Origin of the sequence: Streptomyces zhihengii (genome assembly GCF_016919245.1) — a bacterium.
Classification (GTDB): Bacteria; Actinomycetota; Actinomycetes; order Streptomycetales; family Streptomycetaceae; genus Streptomyces; species Streptomyces zhihengii.
The window spans coordinates 639,323-663,951 of sequence record NZ_JAFEJA010000001.1 but is presented as its reverse complement, the minus strand read 5'-3'; the positions used below and the strand labels follow the sequence as shown (position 1 = coordinate 663,951).

Below are 24,629 nucleotides of genomic sequence, written 5' to 3'. Positions count from 1 at the left end.
GGAGAGATGTGGAGACTGTCCTCACTTGATCCTGACATTCCGGCGTGCCGGCGCGATCGTGGCCTGTCGACTCATATCTCCGTGGGGGAATCAGTGGCTGACGACATCGCGGAGAGACACCGGGAACGCACCGGGACGCCGCCGCTCACCTTCCGCGTGCTGGGGCCGTTACAGGTCCAGGGCGCCGGCGAGCGTCCCCTGCGGGTACCCCCCGGGCGCCAGGAGGTGATCCTCGCGGCGCTGCTCCTGGAGAGCAACCGGGTGGTCAGCACCAGCCACCTGGTGGACCTCATCTGGGAGGACAACCCGCCCGAGACCGCCCGCACCCAGGTGCAGATCTGCGTCTCGCGGCTGCGCAAGCTGCTCGCCGACGCGAGCGGCGAGGCCTCGATCACCACCCGCCCGCCCGGATACGTCCTGCACACCGACACCGGCAACGTGGACGCGGCCCTCTTCACCGGCCTCGTCCAGCAGGCCCGGGGCCTGCGCGAGCGCGGCGAACCCGACGAGGCCGTGCGGCTGCTGCGCCACGCGGTCGCCCTGTGGCAGGGCGACTGCCTCTCCGGGCTCGACAGCGGCCCGCTCGCCAACAAGGCCCGCCAGTTCAACGAGGAACGCCTCGCCGCCGTCGAGCTGCGCATCCGCCTCGAACTCGAACTCGGCCGCCACGACCGCCTGGTGGGCGAGCTCCAGCGGTTCACCAGCGAACACCCGCTGCGCGAGAAGCTGCACGGCCTGCTCATCCAGGCCCTCTACTGGTCGGGCCGGCAGGCCGAGGCGCTGGAGGCGTTCCGCACCGCCCGCACCTATCTCGCCGAGGAACTCGGCTTGGAGCCCAGCCGGGAGCTGCGCGACCTGGAGTCGGCGATCCTCGCCGGCGAACTCCCGCCGCCGGCCGGCGCCGTCCCCCGGCGCGCCGCAGCGGAGAGACCCGGCGAGGAAACGGTTCGGCAGAGGGGGGAGGGGACACCGGCCCCCGAACCGGCGCCGCCCGCCGAGACACCGTCCTCCGACGACGTGCCCCACCAGCTCCCCGCCGACATCGCCGACTTCGTCGCCGACCCGGACCGCATCACCGCCCTGGAGCACGCGCTCACCGGAGGCCAGGGCCGCAGCGTCGGCGTCGCCGCCGTCACCGGCAAACCCGGCACCGGCAAGTCCGCCCTGGCCGTGCACGTCGCCCACGCCCTCGCCGAAACCGGCTTCCCCGACGGACAGCTCTACTGCGACCTGCGCGGCACCACCGGCACCCCCGCCCCGCCCGTCGAGGTCCTCGGCCGGTTCCTGCGCGCCTTCGGCATCCCCGGCCAGCTCATCCCCGAATCGCTCGACGAGCGTGCCGAGATGTACCGCACCCGCCTCGCCTCCCGCCGGGTGCTGGTCGTCCTCGACGACGCCGCGGCCGAGAGCCAGGTCCTCCCGCTGCTCCCCGGCAGCCGCGGCTGCGCGGTCCTGGTCACCAGCCGGGCCCGGCTCACCGCCCTGCCCGGCGCCCACCGGGTGGAACTCGACGTGCTCGACGAGGACCGCGCCCTCGAACTGCTCGCCAGGATCGTCGGCCGGGAACGCGTCGCGAACGAGGCCGTCGCCGCCGAGGCCCTGGTCCGCACCGTCGGCCGGCTCCCGCTCGCGCTGCGGATCGTCGCCGCCCGCCTCGCGGCCCGGCCGCACTGGCCGCTCGCCTCGATGGTGCAGCGCCTCGCCAACGAACGGCACCGGCTCGACGAACTCGCCCACGGCGAGATGACCATGCGGGCCAGTCTCTCGCTCACCTACGAAGGACTGGCGCCCGGGGACCGGGGCCTGCTGCGGCTGCTGTCCATGGCACAGGCGCCGACCCTGCCGAGCTGGCTCGCGGGCGCCCTGCTCGACGACCGCCGCCCCTTCCCGTCCGACCTGATGGAACCCCTCGTCGACGTGCAGATGCTCGACGTCGCCGGTGTCGAACCGGCGGGCGGCTTCCGCTACCGCTTCCACGAGATCATCCGCGTCTACGCCCGCGAACAGCTCGCCGCCCAGCACCCGGCCGGGGAGCGGCAGGCCGCCTTCGCCCGCATGGCCGGCGGGTGGATGCACCTCGCCCAGCAGGCCCACCGCAAGGTCTACGGCGGCGACTTCACCGTCCTGCACGGCGACGCCCCGCGCTGGGAGCCGCCGTCCACCCACACCGACGAGGTCCTCGCCGACCCGCTGGCCTGGCTCGACGCCGAGCAGACCGCCCTGTGCGGCATGGTCGCCCACGCCGCGGACGAAGGGCTGCACGATCTGAGCTGGGACCTCGCCACCTCGCTCGTCACCCTCTTCGAGGTCCGCGGCCACTACGACCTGTGGGAGCAGACCCACCTCAGCGCCCTGTCCGCCGTCCGCAAGGCCGGCAACCTGCGCGGCACCGCGGCGATCCGGGCCTCGCTCGGCTCGCTCTACATGAGCCGCAACCAGTACGACACCGCACGCCAGTCGCTGACCTCGGCGCTCGACGTCTTCCAGGCCCTCGACGAGCCCATGGGGGAGGCGCTGTGCCGGCGCGACCTCGCGCTCATCGCCCGCACCAGCGGCGACGACCCGGGCGCGCTCGAACTCTACGGCCGCTCACTCGCCGACTTCGACCGGGCCGGTGACGTGGTGGGACGGGCGATCGTCCTCACCCAGAGCGCCCACATCCGGATGCGCCGGGGCGAGATCGACGCGGCGCAGAAGCAGCTCGACGAGGCGCTCGACATCTACGAGGGCATCGGATACACGGGGGGACGGGCGCGGACCCTGCGGCGCGTCGGGCAGTTGCTGCTGGAGCAGGGCCGCAGCGATCTCGCGGTCCTCACCTTCACCGAGGTGCTGGAGCTGTGCCGGGAGTCCGGCGACGTGATCGGCGAGGGGCACCTGCTGCACGATCTGGGGCGGGCGTTCAGTGTGATGGGACGCCCGGACCGGGCCGGCGACTTCTACGACCGTGCCGTGGCCGCACGGGAACGGATCATGGATTTTAGCGGGGGCGCGCTCGCGCGCCTGGATCTCGCCCGGCTGGGGACCGAGCGTCCGGGGCGTGCCCGGGAGGTGCTGACGCCGGCGGTCGAGGTCTTCCGTGAACGCCGGATGGTGCGGGAGCTCGCCGAGGCGGAGCGGCTGCTCGGGGTCGGCTGACCCCGCGGGACGCCGGTGTCCGGCGTCCGTTCAGTCCCAGGGGTTGTTGTCGGTGGTGCCGCCGGTCGAGCCGGTGCCGCCGGTGCCACCGGTGGAGCCCGAGCCGTCCGTCGAGCCCGAGCCGGTGGAGCCCGTGCCGCCCGTCGCGCCGGTGGAGCCGCCCTCGCCCTCGTCGGCGGGGGTGTCCTGCGCGGCGGCCGCGACGGTGGCGGCCGGCGCCTCGGCGGCCCAGCCGGCCTGGATCCCGGCGCCCGTGGCGAGGACGATCAGGGCGGAGACGGCGGCGGCGCGGAGGGCGTTGCGGGTGGCGGCGGTCTTCGACATCGGGCTCTCCCTGGTTTCTGCGGGGTGGCGTTTCCTTGTGACCACCACGCTAGGAACGGCCGGATTCACGGCACCGCTCGCTGCCTTATCACCCCGCTATCACGGAACCCGCCTTCCGCCGCTCCGCTATCACGGGCCCGCGGCCGCTATCACCCACACGTCCCAGCCATCACAACGGCCCCGTACACCCCTTTCATGGCCGGTTAACGACGGGATGCCCCTCCGATAGCCGGGTGCCGAGGATGAGTGAGTGCAGCAGGCGAGGAACACAGCGGCCCGACTCGGGCCCGTCCCCGGCCCTCGCCCCCACTCGACCAGCGGGAGCACACATGACGACCGGCCTCTCCCCGGAGGGCACCACGGCGGCCATCGCCGCCCTCGGCACCCTCATCCGCGGCCACCGGATCCGCATCGGCCTGACCCAGCGGGAACTCGCGGACCTCTCCACCATCAGCGTCCGCGCCATCCGCGACCTGGAGAAGGGCAAGGCCCAGCGCCCCCGCACCGACACCATCCGGCTGATAGCCGACGGGCTGCGCCTCGGACCACGGGCGCGCACCGCCCTGGAGGAAGCGGTCAGACGCGGGCACCGCGGCCCGGCCGCCGGCCGCACGGCCGAGCGCGCCGCGCCCCCCGCCCCCCTCCACCCGCTGATCGAACGGCAGGCGGAAGCCGCCGTCCTCACCGACGAACTCCGCTCGGGCACCGAACGCCTCGTCACCCTCGTCGGTCTCAGCGGCGTCGGCAAGACCCGGCTCGCCCTGGAGACCGCCGCCCGGCTGCACGACGCCGGCCTCCCCGTCCTGTGGCACACCGCCCCCGGAGCCGTCGCCGACTGCCTCCCCGACGCCGACGACACCGTCGCCGCCCTGACCGCCGACTGCGCCGACTACCTCCGCGGCGACGGCTCCGCCGACGACCTGCCGCCCTCCCCGGCCGCCGCCCTCGGCGACCGCGGCGCCCTCCTCGTCCTCGACGGCGTCGACCCCGCGGAGCTCGTCTTCCCCCGGCTCGCCCGCCTCCAGCGGGAGATCCCCGGCCTGCGGCTGCTGCTGACCGCCGCCGAACCGTGGAACGTCCCCGGCGAACGCCTCTTCCTCGTCTCCCCCCTCGACGCCCCCGACCCGGCCGCCGGCGTCCGCCCCGAGGCCCCCGCCGTACGCCTCTTCCTCGGCCGGCTGCGCCGGGTGCGCCCCGATCTCGTCCCCGGCGAACGGGACCTCGCCGACATCGCCTGGGTCTGCCACCGGCTCGACGGGCATCCGCTCGCCCTCGCCGCCGCCGCCTCCTGGCTCACCGTCTGCGACCTGCGCACCCTGCGCGGCATCGTCGACTCCGACCCGGCCGCCCTCCTCGACCCGCTCGCCGACGGCCGCTCCGGCCCCAGCCTCCAGGACCGCGTCGCCCGCACCCTCGCCGCGCTGCCGGCCGGCCACCGGCAGCTCCTCGCCGGACTGTGCGCCGCCGGCGCCGACGAGTTCGTCCTGGAGGACGTGCTGCGCCTCACCGGCGGACCCCTGCCGCACTGCGGCCGCGTCATCCGCGACCTGCTCATCAGCGGCGTCGTCAGACCCAGCACCGACGGCGGCCGTTCCGCCTTCCGCGTGCTGTGCGTCGTCCGCGCCGCGCTCCCCGCCGCCGCCCCCGCGGCCGTTGCTGCCCCCTCGGCTGCCGCCTGACTGCCGCAGCCGCCGCGTTCCGCTCCCGTACCGCCGGATCAACTGCCGCTCCCGCCGCCCGCCCACGGGTTGTATGGGCGCAGCCCCGCCCTTCCCGAGCAGCAGCAGACGTGACCTCTCCAGGAGCCCCCATGCCGTTCGACCCGCCCGTCGCACCCGCACAGGCCCCTGCCCGGCTGCCGCTCTCCGTCGCCCAGCGCGACATCTGGACGGCGCACGCCCTCGACCCGAGCGGTGTGAAGTACAACGTCGCCGAGTGCCGCGAGATCAACGGCCCCGTCGACCCGGCGCTGATGGACGCCGCCTGGCGCCGGCTGGTCGACGAGGCGGACTTCCTGCGGATCTCCCGGTTCGAGGACGACGGCGAGCGGGTGTGGCAGATCGTCGACCCCGACGCGGGCGACCGGCACCTGCCCTACACGGACGTCAGCGGCGCCGACGACCCCGAGGGGGCGGCGTGGCGGCTGATCGACGCACTGATCACGGCCCCCTTCGACCTCTCCGGCGCGCCCCCGGTGCGCTGCGCGCTGATCGGGCTCGGGGAGGAGCGGTACTTCTACTTCTACGGCTTCCACCACCTCGTGGTCGACGGCGTCGGCGTCTCCATGGCCCTCTCCCGCCTCGTCGAGCTGTACGAACGCGCCGTGGCGGGCGAGCCGTTCGGCGAGACGCCGTTCGGGAGCCTGGCCGACCTGCTCGCCGAGGAAGCCGCCTACCGCGCGTCCCCGGAGGCGGCGGCCACCCGGGCCGCCTGGCGCGACCACCTGGCCGGAGCCCCCGACGCCCCCGCCGGACTCGTCCGCGGCACCGGGCACACCGCCCCCGCCCACGGCGGCCTGGCCTTCGCCCGGCGCAGCGTGCACCTCACCGCCGAGGACGCCGAACGGCTGCGCACCGTCGCCCGCGGCGAACGGGTCACCTGGTCCGTGCTGCTGGTGGCCCTGTTCACTGTCTACCTCCACCGGGTCACCGGACGCGACGAACTGGTGATCGCCCTCCCCGTGACCGGCCGCACCACCCGGGCGGCCCGCAGCACCCCCGGCATGGCGTCCAACGTGGTGCCGCTGCGGCTCCGGGTCGACCCCGGCGCACCCCTGGCCGACCTCGTCCGCACGGTGTCCGCCGAGGTCAAGCACGGCCTGCGCCACCAACTCACCCGCTACGAGGACCTCTGCCGCGACGCCGGCGTCATCGACGGCTCCCGCCGCCTGGCCTCACCCGTCCTCAACATCATGGGCTTCCACGGCGAACTCACCGTCTGCGGCCACCCGACCGTCAACCACAACATCAGCAACGGCCCCGTCGACGACCTCTCCGTCGCCGTCCTCGACCTGGGCGCCGCGAACGGGCTGCGCATCGACTTCGACACCCCGGCCGACGGCATCGACCCCGGCGCCGTCGCGGCCCACCAGGACCGCTTCGCCGCCTTCCTCTCCACCGTCCTCGCCTCCGACGCCCCCACCGCGCTGCCCGTCGCCGGTCTGCCCGTCCTCACCCCGCGGGAGCACGCCCGGCTCACCGGGCCGTGGGCCGGACCGTCCGCCGAGCCTGTGGAGGCCACCCTCGTCGAGCTGTTCGAGGAACAGGCCCGGATCCACCCCGGCCGCACGGCACTCATGGACACGGCGGGCACGGTCACCTACGCCGAACTCAACGCCTGCGCCAACCGCCTGGCCCGCGGACTGCGCGCCCGCGGCCTCGGACGCGGCGACCTGGCGGGCGTCCTGCTGGAACGCGGCATCCCGTTCGTCACCGCGCTCCTCGCCGTCCTCAAGACCGGCGCGGGACACGTGCTGCTGGACCCGGACTTCCCCGACGAGCGGCTGCGCTCGGCCGCCGAGGACGCGGGCATCAGCCATCTCGTCACCCGCCCCGCCCTCGCCGGACGCCTGACCGGCCCCTGGACCGTCCACGCTCCCGGGCCGGCCGGCCCCGAGGACGACGAAGCGGCCGGTCTCGGGCCGCACGGCACGGCGGTGGACGACGAAGCGGCCGGTCTCGGGCCGCACGGCACGGCGGTGGACGACGAAGCCGCCGACCTGGGGGTGCGCATCGCGCCCGACGACGCCGCCTGCCTGATGTTCACCTCCGGCTCCACCGGGCGGCCGAAGGCCATCCTCTCCTCGCACCGCAACCTCGTCGCCACCCTCGTCGGCCAGCCCTATCTGCCCGAAGGCCCCGACCAGATCTGGCTCCAGTCCTCACCCGTCTCCTGGGACGCGTTCAGCCTGGAGCTCTGGGCGCCGCTGCTGCACGGCGGGCGGGCGGTCCTCCAGCCCGGCCAGAAGCCCGAACCCGCCCTGGTCGCGGAGCTCACCCGGCGGCACCGCGTCACCACGCTCCTGCTCTCCGCCACCCTGTTCAACTTCCTGGTCGACGAGCACCCCGAGGCGTTCGAGTCGGTCACCACCGCCTTCACCGTCGGCGAGGCGGCGTCCCCCGCCCATGTCCACAAGCTCCGCCGCCTGAAGCCGGGCATCCGCGTCCTCAACGGATACGGCCCCGCCGAGGTCATGATCTTCGCCACCACCCACACCGTCGACGAGGACGACACCGCCCGCGCCGCCGTCCCCGTCGGCCTGCCCCTGGTCAACAAGCCCGCCTACATCCTCGATCCGTATCTGAACCTGTGCCCGCCCGGTGTGACGGGCGAGCTGTACGTCGGCGGCGAGGGCCTCGCCCACGGCTATCTCGGCCGTCCCGATCTGACCGCTTCGCGTTTCGTGCCGGACCGGTTCGGTGCCGGCGGGGGGCGTCTGTACCGGACGGGTGACCTGGCGCGGTTCGACACCGGGGGCCGGATCGTCTACGAGGGGCGCGCCGACGACCAGATCAAGATCCGCGGCTTCCGCGTCGAGCCCGGCGAGACGGAGGCGGTGCTGCTGGGTCATCCGGCGGTGACGCAGGCGGTGGTGACGGTGCATGAGCAGCGGCTGGCCGCCTATGTGGTGCTGGACGCGGTGGCCGAGCCGGAGGAGATCCGCCGGCACACCGCCGACCGGCTCCCCGACCACCTGGTCCCCACCTACCTCACCGTTCTCGACCGCCTCCCCGTCACCCCCAACGGAAAGATCGACAAGCGGGCCCTGCCCGCACCCGTCGCGCTCCGGGCCGCGATCCGCGCCCCGCGCAACCGGACCGAGGAGACCCTGCTCGGCCTGTTCACCACGACCCTCGACGCCACCGGCCCCGTCGGCATCGACGACAGCTTCTTCTCCCTGGGCGGTCATTCGCTGCTGGCTGCGCGGCTGACGAATCGGGTGGCCGAGGCGCTGGGTGTCCGCCTCACCGTCCGGGATGTGTTCGCGCGTCCGACGGTGGCGGGTCTGGCGGAGGTGGTGGCCGGGCGGGAGGGCGCGGGTGGTGTGGTGCTGCCGCCGTTGGTGCCGGGGGAGGGGGCTTCGGTGGCGGGTGTGCTGCCGGTGGCGTCGTTCGCTCAGCGGCGGTTGTGGTTGCTGGCGCAGTTGGAGGGTGGGAGTGCGGCGTACAACGTGCCGTTGGTGGTGCGGTGTGCGGGTGGGCTGGATGTCGGTGTGCTGGCGGCGGCGCTGGGTGATGTGGTGGGGCGGCATGCTCCGCTGCGGACGGTGTTCGAGGCGGTGGACGGGGAGCCGCGGCAGCGGATCCTGTCGCCGGACGAGGCCCGGGTGGTCGTGGAGCGTCGCCGGATCGGCGCTGCCGATCTCGACGCGGCCCTCGCCGAACTGGCCGGCACGCCCTTCGACCTTGCGACGGACCTGCCGGTGCGTGCGGTCGCCCTGGAGACCGACGACGGGGCGACGACCCTCTCGCTGGTCGTCCACCACATCGCGACGGACGGTCTGTCCAACGCGGCGTTCTTCGCCGACTTGGAGCGCGCGTATGCGGCGCGGGTCGCGGGGGCGGCGGTGTCGGTGCTGGAGGTTCCGGCGGTGGACTATGCGGACTATGCCGCCTGGCAGCGCAGGGTGCTGGGGTCGGCGGACGACGCGGGCAGTGTGCTCGGCGGTGACCTCGCCTTCTGGCGGGAGGCGTTGAAGGGCCTTCCGGAGGAGCACGGTCTCGGCCTCGACCGTCCGCGTCCGGCGGTGGCGTCGCACCGGGGCGGTCAGGTGCAACTGGACCTGGGGGAGGAGTTGTTCGCCCGGGTCGGGGAGTTCGCGCGGGCGGAGGGGTGCACGCCGTTCATGGTGGTGCACGCGGCGCTGGTGGCGGCGTTGTCGCGGCTGGGGGCGGGGGCGGATCTGGCGATCGGCTCGCCCGTCGCGGGCCGTACCGACGAGGCGCTCGCCGAGCTGGTGGGGTTCTTCGTGAACACGCTGGTGCTGCGGACGAACAGCGCGGGTGATCCGACCTTCCGTGAGCTGCTGGCGCGGGTCCGGTCCGCCGACCTGGACGCCTTCGCCCACCAGGAGGCGCCGTTCGACCTGGTCCTGGAAGCGGCCAACCCCTCCCGGACCCTCTCCCGCCACCCCCTCTTCCAGATCTGCCTGACCCTGGAGACCGGCGGTGTGCCGGAGCTCGCCCTGCACGGGCTGCCCACCGCCGAGGTGAGGACCGTCGCCGGCGGATCGGCCAAGTTCGACCTGGAGTTCTTCCTGCGCTCGGACGACGGCACGGCCCTCGGAGCCACCGTGATCTTCGCCGCCGACCTCTTCGACGAGGTGACCGTGCGGCGGATGGCGGAGGTCCTCGGGCGGGTGCTGGGGCAGGTGCTGGAGGCGCCGGAGGTCCGGTTGTCGCGGTTGGAGACCTTGTCGTCCGGCGAGCGGGAGCTGTTGACCGGTTCGTGGGCCGGGTCGGTGGCGGAGGCGGGGGAGCTGTCGCTGGTGCGGCGGTTCGAGGCGCAGGTGGCCGCGGGGCCGGATCGGGTCGCGCTGGTCGACGGTGACCGGCAGGTGTCGTATGCCGAACTGAACGCTTCTGCCAACCGGTTGGCGCGGCATCTGCGCTCGCAGGGGCTGGGGCGCGGTGATCTGGCCGGGGTGCTGCTGGAGCGGGGTGCGGACTTCGCGACGGCGGTCGTGGCGGTGGTCAAGACGGGGGCGGGCTACACGCTGCTGGACCCGGACTTCCCCGACGAGCGGCTGCGTTCGGCCGCCGGGGACGCCGGGATCGGCCACCTCGTCACCACCACCGCGCTCGCCCCCCGCGTCGACGGCCCGTGGACCACGGTCACCGCCTCGGCAGCCGACCTGACCGCCCTCGCGGCGGACGACCTCGGCCTGGAGGTCACCGGCGACGACACGGCGTGCGTGATGTTCACCTCGGGCTCGACGGGGCGTCCGAAGGGGATCCTGTCGTCGCACCGGAATCTGGTGTCGACGGTGAGCGGTCAGTCCTACGGCCGGTTCGGTGCGGAGGAGGTGTTCCTCCAGTGCTCGCCGGTGTCGTGGGACGCGTTCAGTCTGGAGTTCTGGGGCGCGTTGCTGCACGGCGGTGTGTCGGTGCTCCAGCCGGGGCAGCGTCCGGAGCCGGCGCTGATCGCTGAGCTGTCGCGCCGGCACGGGGTGACGATGCTCCAGCTGTCGGCGAGCCTGTTCAACTTCCTGGTGGACGAGCATCCCGAGGCGTTCGAGTCGGTGACGGTCGCCTTCACCGGCGGCGAGGCAGCGTCCCCCGCGCATGTCCACAAGCTCCAGCGCCTGCGGCCCGGTGTCGAGGTGGTGAACGGGTACGGTCCGGCCGAGTCGATGGGCTTCACCACCACCCACGCCATCCCGCGCGGCGACGCCCCGCCCGCCCTGGTGCCCGTGGGGGTGCCGCTGGTCAACAAGGGCGCCTACATCCTCGATCCGTATCTGAACCTGTGCCCGCCCGGTGTGACGGGCGAGCTCTACCTCGCCGGCGAGGGCCTCGCCCACGGCTACCTCGGCCGCCCCGACCTGACCGCCTCCCGCTTCGTGCCCGACCCGTACGGCACCAAGGGCGCCCGCCTCTACCGGACCGGTGACCTGGCCCGCTTCGACACCGGGGGCCGGATCGTCTACGAGGGGCGCGCCGACGACCAGATCAAGATCCGCGGCTTCCGCGTCGAGCCCGGCGAGACGGAGGCGGTGCTGCTGGGTCATCCGGCGGTGACGCAGGCGGTGGTGACGGTGCATGAGCAGCGGCTGGCCGCCTATGTGGTGCTGGACGCGGTGGCCGAGCCGGAGGAGATCCGCCGGCACACCGCCGACCGGCTCCCCGACCACCTGGTGCCCACCTTCCTCACGGTGCTGGAGCGGATGCCGCTGACGCCGAACGGCAAGGTGGACAAGCGGTCCCTGCCCGAGCCGGCCCCCCTCGCCACCGGCGGACGCGCCCCGCGCACCCCGCTGGAGGAGACGCTGCTCGCCCTCTTCCGGGGCACCCTCGCCACCACCGCCCTCCTCACCGTCGACGACGACTTCTTCCACCTGGGCGGTCATTCGCTGCTGGCTGCGCGGCTGACGAATCGGGTGGCCGAGGCGCTGGGTGTCCGCCTCACGATCCGGGATGTGTTCGCGCGTCCGACGGTGGCGGGTCTGGCGGAGGTGGTGGCCGGGCGGGAGGGCGCGGGTGGTGTGGTGCTGCCGCCGTTGGTGCCGGGGGAGGGGGCTTCGGTGGCGGGTGTGCTGCCGGTGGCGTCGTTCGCTCAGCGGCGGTTGTGGTTGCTGGCGCAGTTGGAGGGTGGGAGTGCGGCGTACAACGTGCCGTTGGTGGTGCGGTGTGCGGGTGGGCTGGATGTCGGTGTGCTGGCGGCGGCGCTGGGTGATGTGGTGGGGCGGCATGCTCCGCTGCGGACGGTGTTCGAGGCGGTGGACGGGGAGCCGCGGCAGCGGATCCTGTCGCCGGACGAGGCCCGGGTCGTCGTACGACGTCGCCGGATCGACTCCGCCGATCTCGACGCCGCCCTCGCCGAACTGGCCGGCACGCCCTTCGACCTCGGCTCCGATACACCCCTGCGCGCCACGCTCCTCGACCTCGCCGACGACCGCGCCCAGGTCCTGTCCCTCGTCCTCCACCACATCGCGACGGACGGTCTGTCCAACGCGGCGTTCTTCGCCGACCTGGAGCGCGCGTATGCGGCGCGGGTCGCGGGGGCGGCGGTGTCGGTGCTGGAGGTTCCGGCGGTGGACTACGCGGACTATGCCGCCTGGCAGCGCAGGGTGCTGGGGTCGGCGGACGACGCGGGCAGTGTGCTCGGCGGTGACCTCGCCTTCTGGCGGGAGGCGTTGAAGGGCCTTCCGGAGGAGCACGGTCTCGGCCTCGACCGTCCGCGTCCGGCGGTGGCGTCGCACCGGGGCGGTCAGGTGCAACTGGACCTGGGGGAGGAGTTGTTCGCCCGGGTCGGGGAGTTCGCGCGGGCGGAGGGGTGCACGCCGTTCATGGTGGTGCACGCGGCGCTGGTGGCGGCGTTGTCGCGGCTGGGGGCGGGGGCGGATCTGGCGATCGGCTCGCCCGTCGCGGGCCGTACCGACGAGGCGCTCGCCGAGCTGGTGGGGTTCTTCGTGAACACGCTGGTGCTGCGGACGAACAGCGCGGGTGATCCGACCTTCCGTGAGCTGCTGGCGCGGGTCCGGTCCGCCGACCTGGACGCCTTCGCCCACCAGGAGGCGCCGTTCGACCTGGTCCTGGAAGCGGCCAACCCCTCCCGGACCCTCTCCCGCCACCCCCTCTTCCAGATCTGCCTGACCCTGGAGACCGGCGGTGTGCCGGAGCTCGCCCTGCACGGGCTGCCCACCGCCGAGGTGAGGACCGTCGCCGGCGGATCGGCCAAGTTCGACCTGGAGTTCTTCCTGCGCTCGGACGACGGCACGGCCCTCGGAGCCACCGTGATCTTCGCCGCCGACCTCTTCGACGAGGTGACCGTGCGGCGGATGGCGGAGGTCCTCGGGCGGGTGCTGGGGCAGGTGCTGGAGGCGCCGGAGGTCCGGTTGTCGCGGTTGGAGACCTTGTCGTCCGGCGAGCGGGAGCTGTTGACCGGTTCGTGGGCCGGGTCGGTGGCGGAGGCGGGGGAGCTGTCGCTGGTGCGGCGGTTCGAGGCGCAGGTGGCCGCGGGGCCGGATCGGGTCGCGCTGGTCGACGGTGACCGGCAGGTGTCGTATGCCGAACTGAACGCTTCTGCCAACCGGTTGGCGCGGCATCTGCGCTCGCAGGGGCTGGGGCGCGGTGATCTGGCCGGGGTGCTGCTGGAGCGGGGTGCGGACTTCGCGACGGCGGTCGTGGCGGTGGTCAAGACGGGGGCGGGCTACACGCTGCTGGACCCGGACTTCCCCGACGAGCGGCTGCGTTCGGCCGCCGGGGACGCCGGGATCGGCCACCTCGTCACCACCACCGCGCTCGCCCCCCGCGTCGACGGCCCGTGGACCACGGTCACCGCCTCGGCAGCCGACCTGACCGCCCTCGCGGCGGACGACCTCGGCCTGGAGGTCACCGGCGACGACACGGCGTGCGTGATGTTCACCTCGGGCTCGACGGGGCGTCCGAAGGGGATCCTGTCGTCGCACCGGAATCTGGTGTCGACGGTGAGCGGTCAGTCCTACGGCCGGTTCGGTGCGGAGGAGGTGTTCCTCCAGTGCTCGCCGGTGTCGTGGGACGCGTTCAGTCTGGAGTTCTGGGGCGCGTTGCTGCACGGCGGTGTGTCGGTGCTCCAGCCGGGGCAGCGTCCGGAGCCGGCGCTGATCGCTGAGCTGTCGCGCCGGCACGGGGTGACGATGCTCCAGCTGTCGGCGAGCCTGTTCAACTTCCTGGTGGACGAGCATCCCGAGGCGTTCGAGTCGGTGACGGTCGCCTTCACCGGCGGCGAGGCAGCGTCCCCCGCGCATGTCCACAAGCTCCAGCGCCTGCGGCCCGGTGTCGAGGTGGTGAACGGGTACGGTCCGGCCGAGTCGATGGGCTTCACCACCACCCACGCCATCCCGCGCGGCGACGCCCCGCCCGCCCTGGTGCCCGTGGGGGTGCCGCTGGTCAACAAGGGCGCCTACATCCTCGATCCGTATCTGAACCTGTGCCCGCCCGGTGTGACGGGCGAGCTCTACCTCGCCGGCGAGGGCCTCGCCCACGGCTACCTCGGCCGCCCCGACCTGACCGCCTCCCGCTTCGTGCCCGACCCGTACGGCACCAAGGGCGCCCGCCTCTACCGGACCGGTGACCTGGCGCGCTTCGACACCGGGGGCCGGATCGTCTATGAGGGCCGGGCGGACGACCAGATCAAGATCCGCGGCTTCCGTGTCGAGCCCGGCGAGACCGAGGCCGCCCTGCTCACCCACCCCTCCGTCACCCAGGCCGTCGTCACCGTGTACCGCGACCGGCTCGCGGCCCACCTCGTCACCGAGGGGGTGACCGAGCCCGACGACATCCGCCGCCATGTGGCGGAGCGGCTGCCCGAGCACCTGGTCCCCACCTACCTCACGGTGCTGGAGCGGATGCCGCTGACGCCGAACGGCAAGGTGGACAAGCGGTCCCTGCCCGATCCGGCCCCCCTCGCCACCGGCGGACGCGCCCCGCGCACCCCGCTGGAGGAGACGCTGCTCGCCCTCTTCCGGGGCACCCTCGCCACCACCGCCCCCCTCACCGTCGACGACGACTTCTTCCACCACGGCGGCCACTCGCTCCTCGGAGCCCGCCTCACCAACCACATCGCCGGCGCCCTCGACGTGCGCCTCACCGTCCGCGACGTCTTCCGGCACCCGACCCCGGCCCGGCTCGCCGCACACATCGAATCCCTCAAGGCCGCCCCGGCGCGGAAGGCCCGACCCGCCCTCCGCCGCCGCACCGAGACAGATCGGATCAGCTCATGAGCAACGACGCCACGACCTCCCCGACGCCCGCACCCGAGGACGTCGTCTGGGACCTGCCCGGGGACGCGCCGCACCGCCTGTCGCTGCTGGTGCTCCCGCACGCGGGCGGCAACGCCCACGCGTACAGCGTCTGGCGCGACCACCTGCCGGCCGACGTACGGCTGCTGATCGGCCAGTACCCGGGCCGCGGCGCCCGCTACTGCGAGGACCTGCCGGCCTCGGTGGACGACCTCGCGCTGCCCGTCGTCGACGCCCTGCCCGCCGACACCGGCGCCCTGGTGGTCCTCGGGCACAGCATGGGCTCCCTGGTCGCCTTCGAGGTGACCCGCGCCCTCCAGGCCGCCGGGCGCACCCCGCGCGGGCTGATCGCCTCCGCCTGCCGCGCCCCCGTCCTGCCCAACCAGGCGCCCGTGCACCCGGAGCGGCTCGACGACGACGAGCTGGTCGCCGCCATCAAGGAGCGCGGCGGCACCGACGACGGCATCCTCGACGACCCGGAGCTCCGCGAGATCGTCCTGCCGTCCATCCGCGCCGACTTCGCCATCGACGACGCCTACCGCTGCACCGCACCCGGCGTGCGGCTGGACTGCCCCGTCGCGGTGTTCGGCGGCGACGCCGACCCGATCGTCCCCGTCGACATGCTCGGCGGCTGGTCCCTGGTGGCCGGTCAGGAGACCGAGCCCGAGGTGCTGCCCGGCGACCACTTCTACTTCCAGCAGGACCTGCCCGGCTTCTTCGCCCGGCTCACCCCGGTCCTCGAAGCCCTCCACGGCAGCGCGGCCACCGCCGCCTGACCCGGGCCTCCGCACGGCCGCGGCGCCACCCCTCCCGCGCACCCACGGAGGACTCCGCTCCGCACAGCCACGGACACCACCGCTCCGCACATCCACGGAAGACACGGAAGACGAGGAACCACGATGACCACCTTCGCACCCACCCCGGCCGCCGCGGGCATCACCGTCGTACGCGAGCCCGGCAAGCCCGCGCTCGTCCAGGTGCCGCGCTTCGCCGGCATGGCGGAGGCCACCGCCTGGCTGACCGGGCAGCGGTCCGCCATCCAGGCCGAACTGCACCGCTCGGGCGCGCTGATGCTGCGCGGACTGCCGGTCACCGACGCGGCGACCTTCGCCGAGGCCCGTGACGCGCTCGTCAGCGAGCGCGCCGGCTACAAGGAGAAGGCCACCCCGCGCACCGACTTCGGCGAGGGCGTCTTCTCCTCCACCGACCTGCCGGCCGCCCAGCCGATCCGTCTGCACAACGAGAACAGCTACACCCTCGACTTCCCCGGTGTCCTGCTCTTCGGCTGCATCACCGCCCCGGAGACCGGCGGCGCCACCACCGTCGGCGACATGCGCAAGGCGCTCGCCCTCCTCCCGCCGGAGCTCGTGGCGCGGTTCGAGAAGGCGGGCTGGCTCCTCGTGCGCAACTACTCCGACCTGGCCGGCATGCCCTGGCGCAAGGCGTTCTCCTCGGAGGACCCCGCGGGCGCCGAGGAGTACTGCGACGAGCACGCCATCGGCTACGAGTGGCTGGACGAGGACACCCTGCGCACCCGTCAGCTCCGCTCGGCGATCATCACCCACCCGGTCACTGGCGAGCGCGCCTGGTTCAACCACTTCGCCTTCTGGAACGCACGCAGCCTCGACGAGGACGTGCGCGAGGTGCTGACGGAGACCTTCGGCCCCGACGGCCTGCCCTTCGACACCCGCCTCGGCGACGGCACCGCCCTCACCGACGCCGAGGTCGACGCCGTCAACGAGGCCTACCAGGCCGTCACCGTCCGCGAGACCTGGCAGGCGGGCGACCTGATGCTCGTCGACAACATCCTGTGCGCCCACGGCCGCGAGGCGTTCGGCGGCGCCCGCAAGATCCTCGTCGCGATGGGCGAGCCGGTGCCGCTGTCCGACTGCTCCCCGACCACCGCCCCCTCCGCCTCCCCGTACGGAATGTGAGCCCGAGATGACCGCCGTACTCCCCGAGCGCACGACCGCCGACACCGCACCGGCCACCGCCACCGACGCCGGCTCCGCACCGGCCGTCGACTGCCGCGCCGCGGCAGCCACCGCCCCCGCCGGCCCGGGCGGCACCACCGCCCGCCCGGACGCCTGCGCCTGCGCCGCCTGCGCGGCCGGCGCCCCGGACGCCTGCACCTGCACGGCGTGCGCGGCCGGCACCGGTGCCGCCGACCTGCTCGCCCGCCTGGCGGCCGCCCCCGGCACCCGCACCGCGGTGGTCGCCGGTGACCGCAGTCTCACCTTCGACGAACTGCGCACCGAGGCGGCCGCGATCGCCGCCCGCCTCACCGCCCTCGGCGCGGGCCCCGAGAGCGTCGTGGCGCTCGGCCTGCCGCGCTGCGCCGGGCTGGTCACCGCGATCCTCGGCACCCTCGCTGCCGGGGCCGCCTACCTGCCCGTCGACCCGGCGCTGCCCGCCGAGCGCCGCCGCTACCTGATCGAGGACTCGGGCGCCGACCTGGTCGTCACGACCGACGGCGCCAACCCCCCGGCCGACGGAGTCCGGACCGTCGCCCTCGCCGAACTGACGGCACCCGCGGAGCCCCGGGCCGCCTTCGCCCCCGTGCCGGTCACCGCCGGCACCCTCGCCTACGTCATCTACACCTCCGGCTCCACCGGCCGCCCCAAGGGCGTGGAGATCGGCCGGGGCGCCGCCTCGCTGCTCCTGCGCGAGCTGGAGCAGGCCGGCGCCGCCACCGGCGAGGCCCGCCGGGTCGGCTGGAACGCCTCGCCGTCCTTCGACGCCTCCGTGCAGCAGTGGGTCCGCGTCTGCCGCGGCGACACCCTCGTCATGATCGACGAGGAGACCCGCCGCGACCCCGCGCTGCTGGCCGCCCTCGTCGACGAACAGGCCCTGACCGACCTGGACATCACCCCCTCGCACGCCGACCCGCTGCTCGACCTGATCACCGCCGGCGGCGGGCCCCGCCCGCTGACCCTGCTCGTCGGCGGCGAGGCGATCAGCCCCTCGCTGTGGGACCGGCTGGCCGCCGCCCACCGCTCCGGACTGCTGCGCGCCCTCAACGTCTACGGGCCGACGGAGTGCACCGTCGACGCCACCGCCGGCTGGATCGACGAGCCCGGCGAGCCGCACATCGGCGCCGTGCTGCCCGGCCTGCGCATGCGGCTGCTCGACGAGAACCTCGCCCCGGCCGGCCCGGGGGAGAGCGGCGAGCTCTACCTCGCCGGCCCGCGCGTGGGCCGCGGCTACCGGGGCCGCCCCGCGCTGACCGCCGAGCGCTTCGTCCCCGACCCTTCCGGCCCGGCGGGCGCCCGGATGTACCGCACCGGCGACCGCTGCCGGCTGCTCCCCGGCGGGCGCCTCGCCTACCTGGGCCGCGCCGACGGCCAGGTCAAGCTGCGCGGGCACCGCATCGAACTCCCCGAGATCGAGGCCGCGCTGCTGCGCGCCGACGGGGTCCGGGAGGCCGCCGTCGTCCTCGGCGAGGACGCCTCCGGCACCGCCTGCCTGATCGCCCACCACCGCGGCGGCGACGCCGAGGCCCTGCGCGCCGCCCTCACCGAGACCCTGCCGGCCTACATGGTGCCGTCCGCGTTCGTCGCCGCGGAACGCTTCGCCACCACGCCGAGCGGCAAGCTCGACCGGTCGGCGCTCGCCACCCTCGTCACCGCCCCGGAGCCCGCGCGGGACACCGCACACGCGCCCGCCGCCGGCGCCCTGAACGGCCCGGCGGAGGAGCTGATCGCCCGCGTCTGGACCCAGGTCCTCGGCGCCGCCTCCATCGGCCCCGACGACAACTTCTTCAAGCTGGGCGGCCATTCGCTGCTCGCCATCAAGCTGGTCTCCCGGGTGCGCGCCGAGCTCTCCGTGAGCCTGCCGGTCAAGGCCGTCTACGCCAACCCGCGCCTGCGCGACCTCGCGGCCCGCATCGAGGAGCTGACGGCCGCGCAGGATGCCTGACCGCAGGCCGCGCCGGCGGCGCGGCCCCCGTCACCGGCTCACCCACCCGCCCCCGCCCTTCCCGAGGAGCAGCAACCGTGATCCCCCTGTCCTACGCCCAGCGCCGGCTGTGGTTCCTGACCCGCCTGGAGGGACCCTCCTCCGCCTACAACGCGCCCGTGGTGCTCCGGCTGGCCTCCCACCCGGACCCCGCGGCCCTGCGGGCGGCGGTCCGGGACGTCGTGGAACGGCACGAGGTGCTCCGCACCGTCTACCCGGCCGCCGACGGGGAGCCGTACCAGCGGATCGAGGCGGACGCGCGGCCGCCGTTCGAGGCACAGGAGTGCGCCGCGGGGGACGACCTGGCGGCACGGATCACCGCCTTCGCCCGCCTACCGATCGACATCGCCACCGAACCGCCGCTGCGGGCAGCGCTGTTCACCGCCGACGACGGCACGGCGGCGCTGGTGCTGAACGTCCACCACATCGCCACCGACGGCTGGTCGGTCGGACTGCTCCTCGCCGACCTTGACACCGCCTACCGGGCCCGCACCGACGGCCGCGCCCCCGACCGGGAGCCGCTGCCCGTCCAGTACGCGGACTACGCCCTCTGGCAGCGGGACATGCTCGGCGACCCCGAGGATCCCGAGAGCCTCGCGCACGAACAACTCGTCCACTGGCGCGCGGCGCTGGACGGCGTCGCGGCCGAGACCCGGCTGCCGGCCGACCGTCCGCGGCCGATGGAGCCGAGCCACCGGGGGGCGGTGGTGTCGGCGGATCTCGGGGCCGGTGTCCACCGGGCGCTGCTGGCGGTGGCGCGTGAGCGGCGGGCCACGTTCTTCATGGTGGTGCGCGCGGCGCTGGCGCTGGCGCTGCGGGCGGCGGGGGCGGGTGAGGACCAGGTCGTCGGCACCCCGGTGGCCGGACGTCCGGAGGAGGGCCTCCACGATCTGGTGGGCTTCTTCGTCAACACCCTCGCCCTGCGCACCGACCTGTCGGGCGACCCGACGCTGGGCGACCTGCTCGGCCGGGTCCGGGACGCCGACCTGGCGGCCTTCGCCCATGAGGACCTGCCGTTCGACCTGCTGGTGGAGGACCTCAACCCCGAGCGCTCCTTCGGCCGGCACCCGTTCTTCCAGGTCATGGTCAGCGCCCAGGCGGCGCAGACGACCTCCGTCCGCCTCGGCGGCGTCGCCGGCGAGCTCGACGACGCCGACCTCGCCGCCGCCAAGTTCGACCTCAGCTTCTCCTGCCAGGAAAGGGCCACACCCGCCGGCGATCCCGGCGGACTGACCCTCGGACTCCAGTACGCCACCGACCTGTACGACGAGGAGACCGCGCACCTGCTCCTCGGGCTGTTCGGGCGAGCGCTCACCGCCGTCGCCACACAGCCGGAGTCCACCGGGATCGACACGCTCGGCCTCCTGGACGCCGGGGAACGCGAGGCCCTGGAAGGGCGCCACCGCGCCCTCGACGCGGCGCGGCGCCGGGACCCCGGCGCCGCGCCCGACCCCGCACCCGGCCGGTGGACCGTCGCCGGGGCCGCCGATCCGCGGGAGGAGATCCTGTGCGGCCTGTTCGCCGGGACGCTCGGCCGCGAGACGTACGGCCCCGACGACAACTTCTTCAAGCTCGGCGGCCACTCGCTGCTCGCCGGCCGGCTCGCCAACCGCGTCCACGGCGCGCTCGGTCTGCGCGCCGCGATCCGCGACGTGTTCCTCGCCCCGACGCCGCGCCGGCTGCTCCAGCGGCTCGGCACCCGGGCCGCCGGCGACGACCGCCCCGTGCTGCGGCCCGTACCGCCCGCGCTGCGTCCCGAGCGGATCCCGCTCTCCTACGCCCAGCGGCGGCTGTGGTTCCAGACCCGCCTGGAGGGACCCTCCGCCGCCTGGAACGCGCCCGTGGTGCTCCGCATGGACGCGCTCCCCGACCAGGCGCTCCTGGCGGCGGCGCTGCGGGACGTCGTGGAACGCCACGAGGTGCTCCGCACCGTCTACCCGGCCACGGACGGCGAGCCCCGCCAGCACATCCTGGACGACCCGCGGGTCACCGTCGACCGGGTCGCCTGCGCGGCCGCCGAGGCGGCCGGCCTCGTCACCGCCTTCGCCCGCCTCCCGATCGACATCGCCACCGAACCGCCGCTGCGCGCACGCCTGTTCGCCGCCGACGACGGCACGGCGTCGCTGGTGCTCAACGTCCACCACATCGCCACCGACGGCTGGTCCACCGGCTGCCTCCTCGCCGACCTCGACACCGCCTACCGGGCCCGCACCGACGGCCGCACCCCGGGCTGGACACCGCTGCCCGTCCAGTACGCGGACTACGCCCTGTGGCAGCACGAACTTCTGGGCGACACCCACCCGACCGCCCGGGACCAGCTCACCCACTGGCGCGCGGCGCTGGACGGCGTCCCGGCCGAGACCCGGCTGCCGGCCGACCGTCCGCGGCCGGTGGAGCCGAGCCACCGGGGGGCGGTGGTGTCGGCGGACCTCGGGGCCGGTGTCCACCGGGCGCTGCTGGGGGTGGCGCGTGAGCGGCGGGCCACGTTCTTCATGGTGGTGCGGGCGGCGCTGGCGATGGCGCTGCGGGCCGCGGGGGCGGGTGAGGACCAGGTCGTCGGCACCCCGGTGGCCGGACGTCCGGAGGAGGGCCTCCACGATCTGGTGGGCTTCTTCGTCAACACCCTCGCCCTGCGCACCGACCTGTCGGGCGACCCCACACTGGCCGGGCTGCTGGACCGGGTCCGGGACGCCGATCTCGCCGCCTTCGCCCATGACGACCTGCCGTTCGACCTGCTGGTGGAGGACCTCAACCCCGAGCGCTCCTTCGGCCGGCACCCGTTCTTCCAGGTCATGGTCAGCACCCAGACCGCCCAGGACACCACCGTCCGCCTCGGCGGCACCGGCGGCACCCTCGACGGGGCCGACCTCGCCGCCGCCAAGTTCGACCTCGGCTTCCACTGCGCCGAGACCTGGACGCCCGACGGCGAACCGGCCGCCGTGCTCATCGGCCTGCAGTACGCCACCGACCTCTACGACGAGGAGACCGCCCACCTGCTCCTCGGCCTCTTCGGGCGCGCCCTCCTCGCCCTCGCCGAACAGGCCGGGGACACCCCGCTGAGCGCCGTCGACCTGCTCGACGACGCCGGTCGCGCGGCCCTCGACCGCCGCCACGAGGCACTGGAGAACGCCCGCGGCAGCAGCGCCGCCGACACCGACGGCACCCGGCAGACCCCGAACTCCGCCGCGGCGGACCCCCGTGAGGAGATCCTGCGCGGCCTCTTCGCCGAGGTGCTGCGCCGCGACGACGCCGGCCCGGACGACAACTTCTTCAAGCTCGGCGGCCATTCCCTGCTCGCGGGCAAGCTGACCAACCGGATCCGGGCCGCGCTCGGCACCGAGGCGGCCATCCGCGACGTGTTCCTCGCCCCCACCCCGCGGCAGCTCCTCGGCCGCCTCTCCGCACAGGCCGACGGCCCCGCACGCCCCGCCCCGCGGCCCGTCCCGCCGGCCCTGCGCCCCGAGCGGATCCCGCTCTCCGCCGCCCAGCAGCGCCTGTGGTTCATGGACCGTCTGGAGGGCCCGAGCGCCACCTACAACATCCCCGTCGTCACCCGGCTCCACCGGCCGCTCGACCCGGCCCACCTCGCCGCCGCGCTCGGCGACGTCGCCGAGCGCCACGAGGTGCTGCGGACCGTCTGCCCGGCACACGACGGGGAGCCGTACCAGCGGGTCGTCGCGGACGCGCGGCCCGTCCTGGAACTCGTCCGCGCCGAGGGGCCCGACGCCGTACGCGCCGCCGTCGACACCGCCGCCGGGCACGTCTTCGACCTGGCCGCCGAGATCCCGTTCCGGGCCCGGCTCGTCACCGAAGACGACGGCCGGCAGACCCTGGTCCTGCTCGTGCACCACATCGCGGGCGACGGCTGGTCCACCGGCTGCCTCCTCGCCGACCTCGACACCGCCTACCGGGCCCGCGTCCGGGGCCGTGCCCCCGGCTGGGCGCCGCTGCCCGTCCAGTACACCGACTACACCCTCTGGCAGCACGACCTCCTCGACGGCGAGAACGGCATCGCCCCGGAGCAGCTCGCCCACTGGCGCACGGCCCTCGACGGCATGCCGCCGCTCCTCGCCCTCCCCACCGACCGGCCCCGCCCCCTGGAGAGCGACGGCGCGGGCGCCCTCACCGGCTTCGAGATCGACGCCGGCGTCCACCGCGAACTGCTGCGCTGCGCCCGTGCCCACGGCGCCACCCTGTTCATGGTGGTGCAGGCCGCCCTGGCCGCCGTGCTCACCCGGCACGGCGCCGGCACCGACGTGGCGATCGGCACCACCGTCGCCGGACGCGCGGACGACGCCCTGCACCCGCTCGTCGGCTTCTTCGTCAACACCCTGGTGCTGCGCACCGACACCTCGGGCGACCCCGCCTTCGGCGAACTGGTGCGCCGTGTCCGGGCCACCGGACTCGCCGCCTACAGCCACCAGGACCTGCCCTTCGACCGGCTGGTCGAGCACCTCAGCCCCGACCGCTCCGCCGCCCACGCCCCGCTCGTCCAGGTGATGCTCCAGGTCCACGCAGCCGCCACCGGCCCGGACACCCCGTCCGTCCTCGACGGCGAGGCGGTCGGATTCCGCAGCACCGGCGCCAAGAGCGACCTCACCTTCGCCGTCACCGAACTGGCCGGCCCCGACGGGGCGCCCGGCGGGCTGCGGGGGGTCCTGGAGTACGCCACCGCCCTCTACGACGAGGAGACCGCACGGCTCCTGACCGGGCGTCTGGCCCTCGCGCTGGAGGCCTTCGCCGCCGACCCCGGCCTGCCGCTCTCCGACGCCCCCGCCGGCCCGGACACCCCCGCCCGCCCGGCGGCGCAGGAGACCGTCCTCGACGAGCGCGGCCGCCCCGCCGCCGTCCGCGTCCCGGGCGAGGTCCACACCCGGACCGCCGACGGCACCCCGCACCCCACCGGCCGCCGCGCCTACCGCGCCGCCGACGGCACCCTGCGCCCCGTCGCCACGCTCACGGCGGGCGGCTACCCCGTGGAACCCGGCCGCGTCGAGGCGGCCCTGCTGTCCCACCCCGCCGTGACGGCGGCGGTCGCCGAGGTCCACGACGGCGTGCTGCACGCCCGGGTCACCCGCGCCCCGGGCACGGCGACCGAGGCGGAGCTGCGGGCCTGGGCGGCCGAGCGGCTGCCCGAGTACCTCACCCCCGCCCGGATCCTCGCCACCGGCGCCCCGGCCGCGGAGGAAGCGGCCCCGGCCGCGCCCGCCGACGACCGGGTGGACCGGCTGCTGCTCCTCTTCGCCGAGGTCCTCGGCGGACGGGAGGTCGGCCCGGAGGACAACTTCTTCCGCACGGGCGGGCATTCGCTCCTCGCGGTGCGGCTGCTCAACCGGATCCGGACCGAGCTCGGCCGGGACCTCACCCTCCGGGACCTGTTCCGCAACCCGTCCGCGCGCGCCCTGGCCCGCCGCCTCGCCGAGACGGAGACCCGCACCGAGGCCCCGGCCGCGCCGCGTCCCCCGTCCCCGGCACCGACCCTCCGCCGCCGCACCCGCGCCGGCGCCCGCTCCGCCACCTGACCCACGACCCCGACCGGCCCCGGTGCGCGCATCCCGGGGCCGGTCGGGGCGTGGGGCTGCTTCCGTGCGCCCGTCCGCGGCTTCCGCGTTGCCCCGGGGCCGGTCGCCCGTGCCGCGTTCCCGGGGAGGGCGGGGTGCCCGGGCGGGGAGCCCGGCGGTGCCCCGTGGGGCGGGTGGGCCGAAGGGGCGCGGGCGGTGCGCCCTTCGGCAGGTGGGCTGGAGGAGGGAGGGCGGTGCGCCCGTGGCGA

The 24,629-nt window shown here is 74.9% G+C and carries 8 protein-coding genes; 7 read left to right on the top strand and 1 reads right to left on the bottom strand.

Going from position 1 to position 24,629, the window contains the following annotated elements; genetic code table 11:
* Positions 1 to 156: 156 nt before the first annotated feature.
* Positions 157 to 3,138, top strand: coding sequence for an AfsR/SARP family transcriptional regulator (locus JE024_RS02800; RefSeq protein ID WP_244883115.1), 2,982 nt, complete (start codon positions 157 to 159; stop codon positions 3,136 to 3,138).
* 30 nt (positions 3,139 to 3,168) lie between these two features.
* Here the strand turns inward: JE024_RS02800 and JE024_RS02795 are convergent, their stop codons facing one another.
* Complete coding sequence (locus JE024_RS02795) at positions 3,169 to 3,462, bottom strand: hypothetical protein (protein ID WP_205372032.1); 294 nt, start codon at positions 3,460 to 3,462, stop codon at positions 3,169 to 3,171.
* 329 nt (positions 3,463 to 3,791) lie between these two features.
* On the opposite strand from JE024_RS02795, the gene JE024_RS02790 reads away from it, so the two are divergent.
* The 6 genes from JE024_RS02790 (at position 3,792) to JE024_RS02760 (ending at position 24,381) form a co-directional block, all read left to right on the top strand.
* On the top strand, positions 3,792 to 5,141 hold the full coding sequence (locus JE024_RS02790; protein WP_205372031.1) for a helix-turn-helix domain-containing protein: 1,350 nt from the start codon (positions 3,792 to 3,794) through the stop codon (positions 5,139 to 5,141).
* Positions 5,142 to 5,272: 131 nt separating this feature from the next.
* Positions 5,273 to 14,884 carry a non-ribosomal peptide synthetase gene (locus JE024_RS02785; RefSeq protein WP_205372030.1) on the top strand — a complete coding sequence of 3,204 codons (9,612 nt, stop codon included), beginning with the start codon at positions 5,273 to 5,275 and terminating at the stop codon, positions 14,882 to 14,884.
* A complete protein-coding gene (locus JE024_RS02780) occupies positions 14,881 to 15,678 on the top strand; it encodes a thioesterase II family protein (protein WP_205372029.1) in 798 nt (265 codons plus the stop codon). Before JE024_RS02785 ends, JE024_RS02780 begins: the two co-directional genes overlap by 4 nt.
* Positions 15,679 to 15,801: 123 nt before the next feature.
* Positions 15,802 to 16,836: a TauD/TfdA family dioxygenase gene (locus JE024_RS02775; RefSeq protein ID WP_205372028.1), complete on the top strand. Its 1,035-nt coding sequence runs from the start codon at positions 15,802 to 15,804 to the stop codon at positions 16,834 to 16,836.
* Between the two features lie 7 nt (positions 16,837 to 16,843).
* Positions 16,844 to 18,820: a non-ribosomal peptide synthetase gene (locus JE024_RS02770; protein WP_244882550.1), complete on the top strand. Its 1,977-nt coding sequence runs from the start codon at positions 16,844 to 16,846 to the stop codon at positions 18,818 to 18,820.
* A gap of 77 nt (positions 18,821 to 18,897) precedes the next feature.
* Complete coding sequence (locus JE024_RS02760; RefSeq protein WP_244882549.1) at positions 18,898 to 24,381, top strand: condensation domain-containing protein; 5,484 nt, start codon at positions 18,898 to 18,900, stop codon at positions 24,379 to 24,381.
* The last annotated feature ends 248 nt before the right edge of the window (positions 24,382 to 24,629 follow it).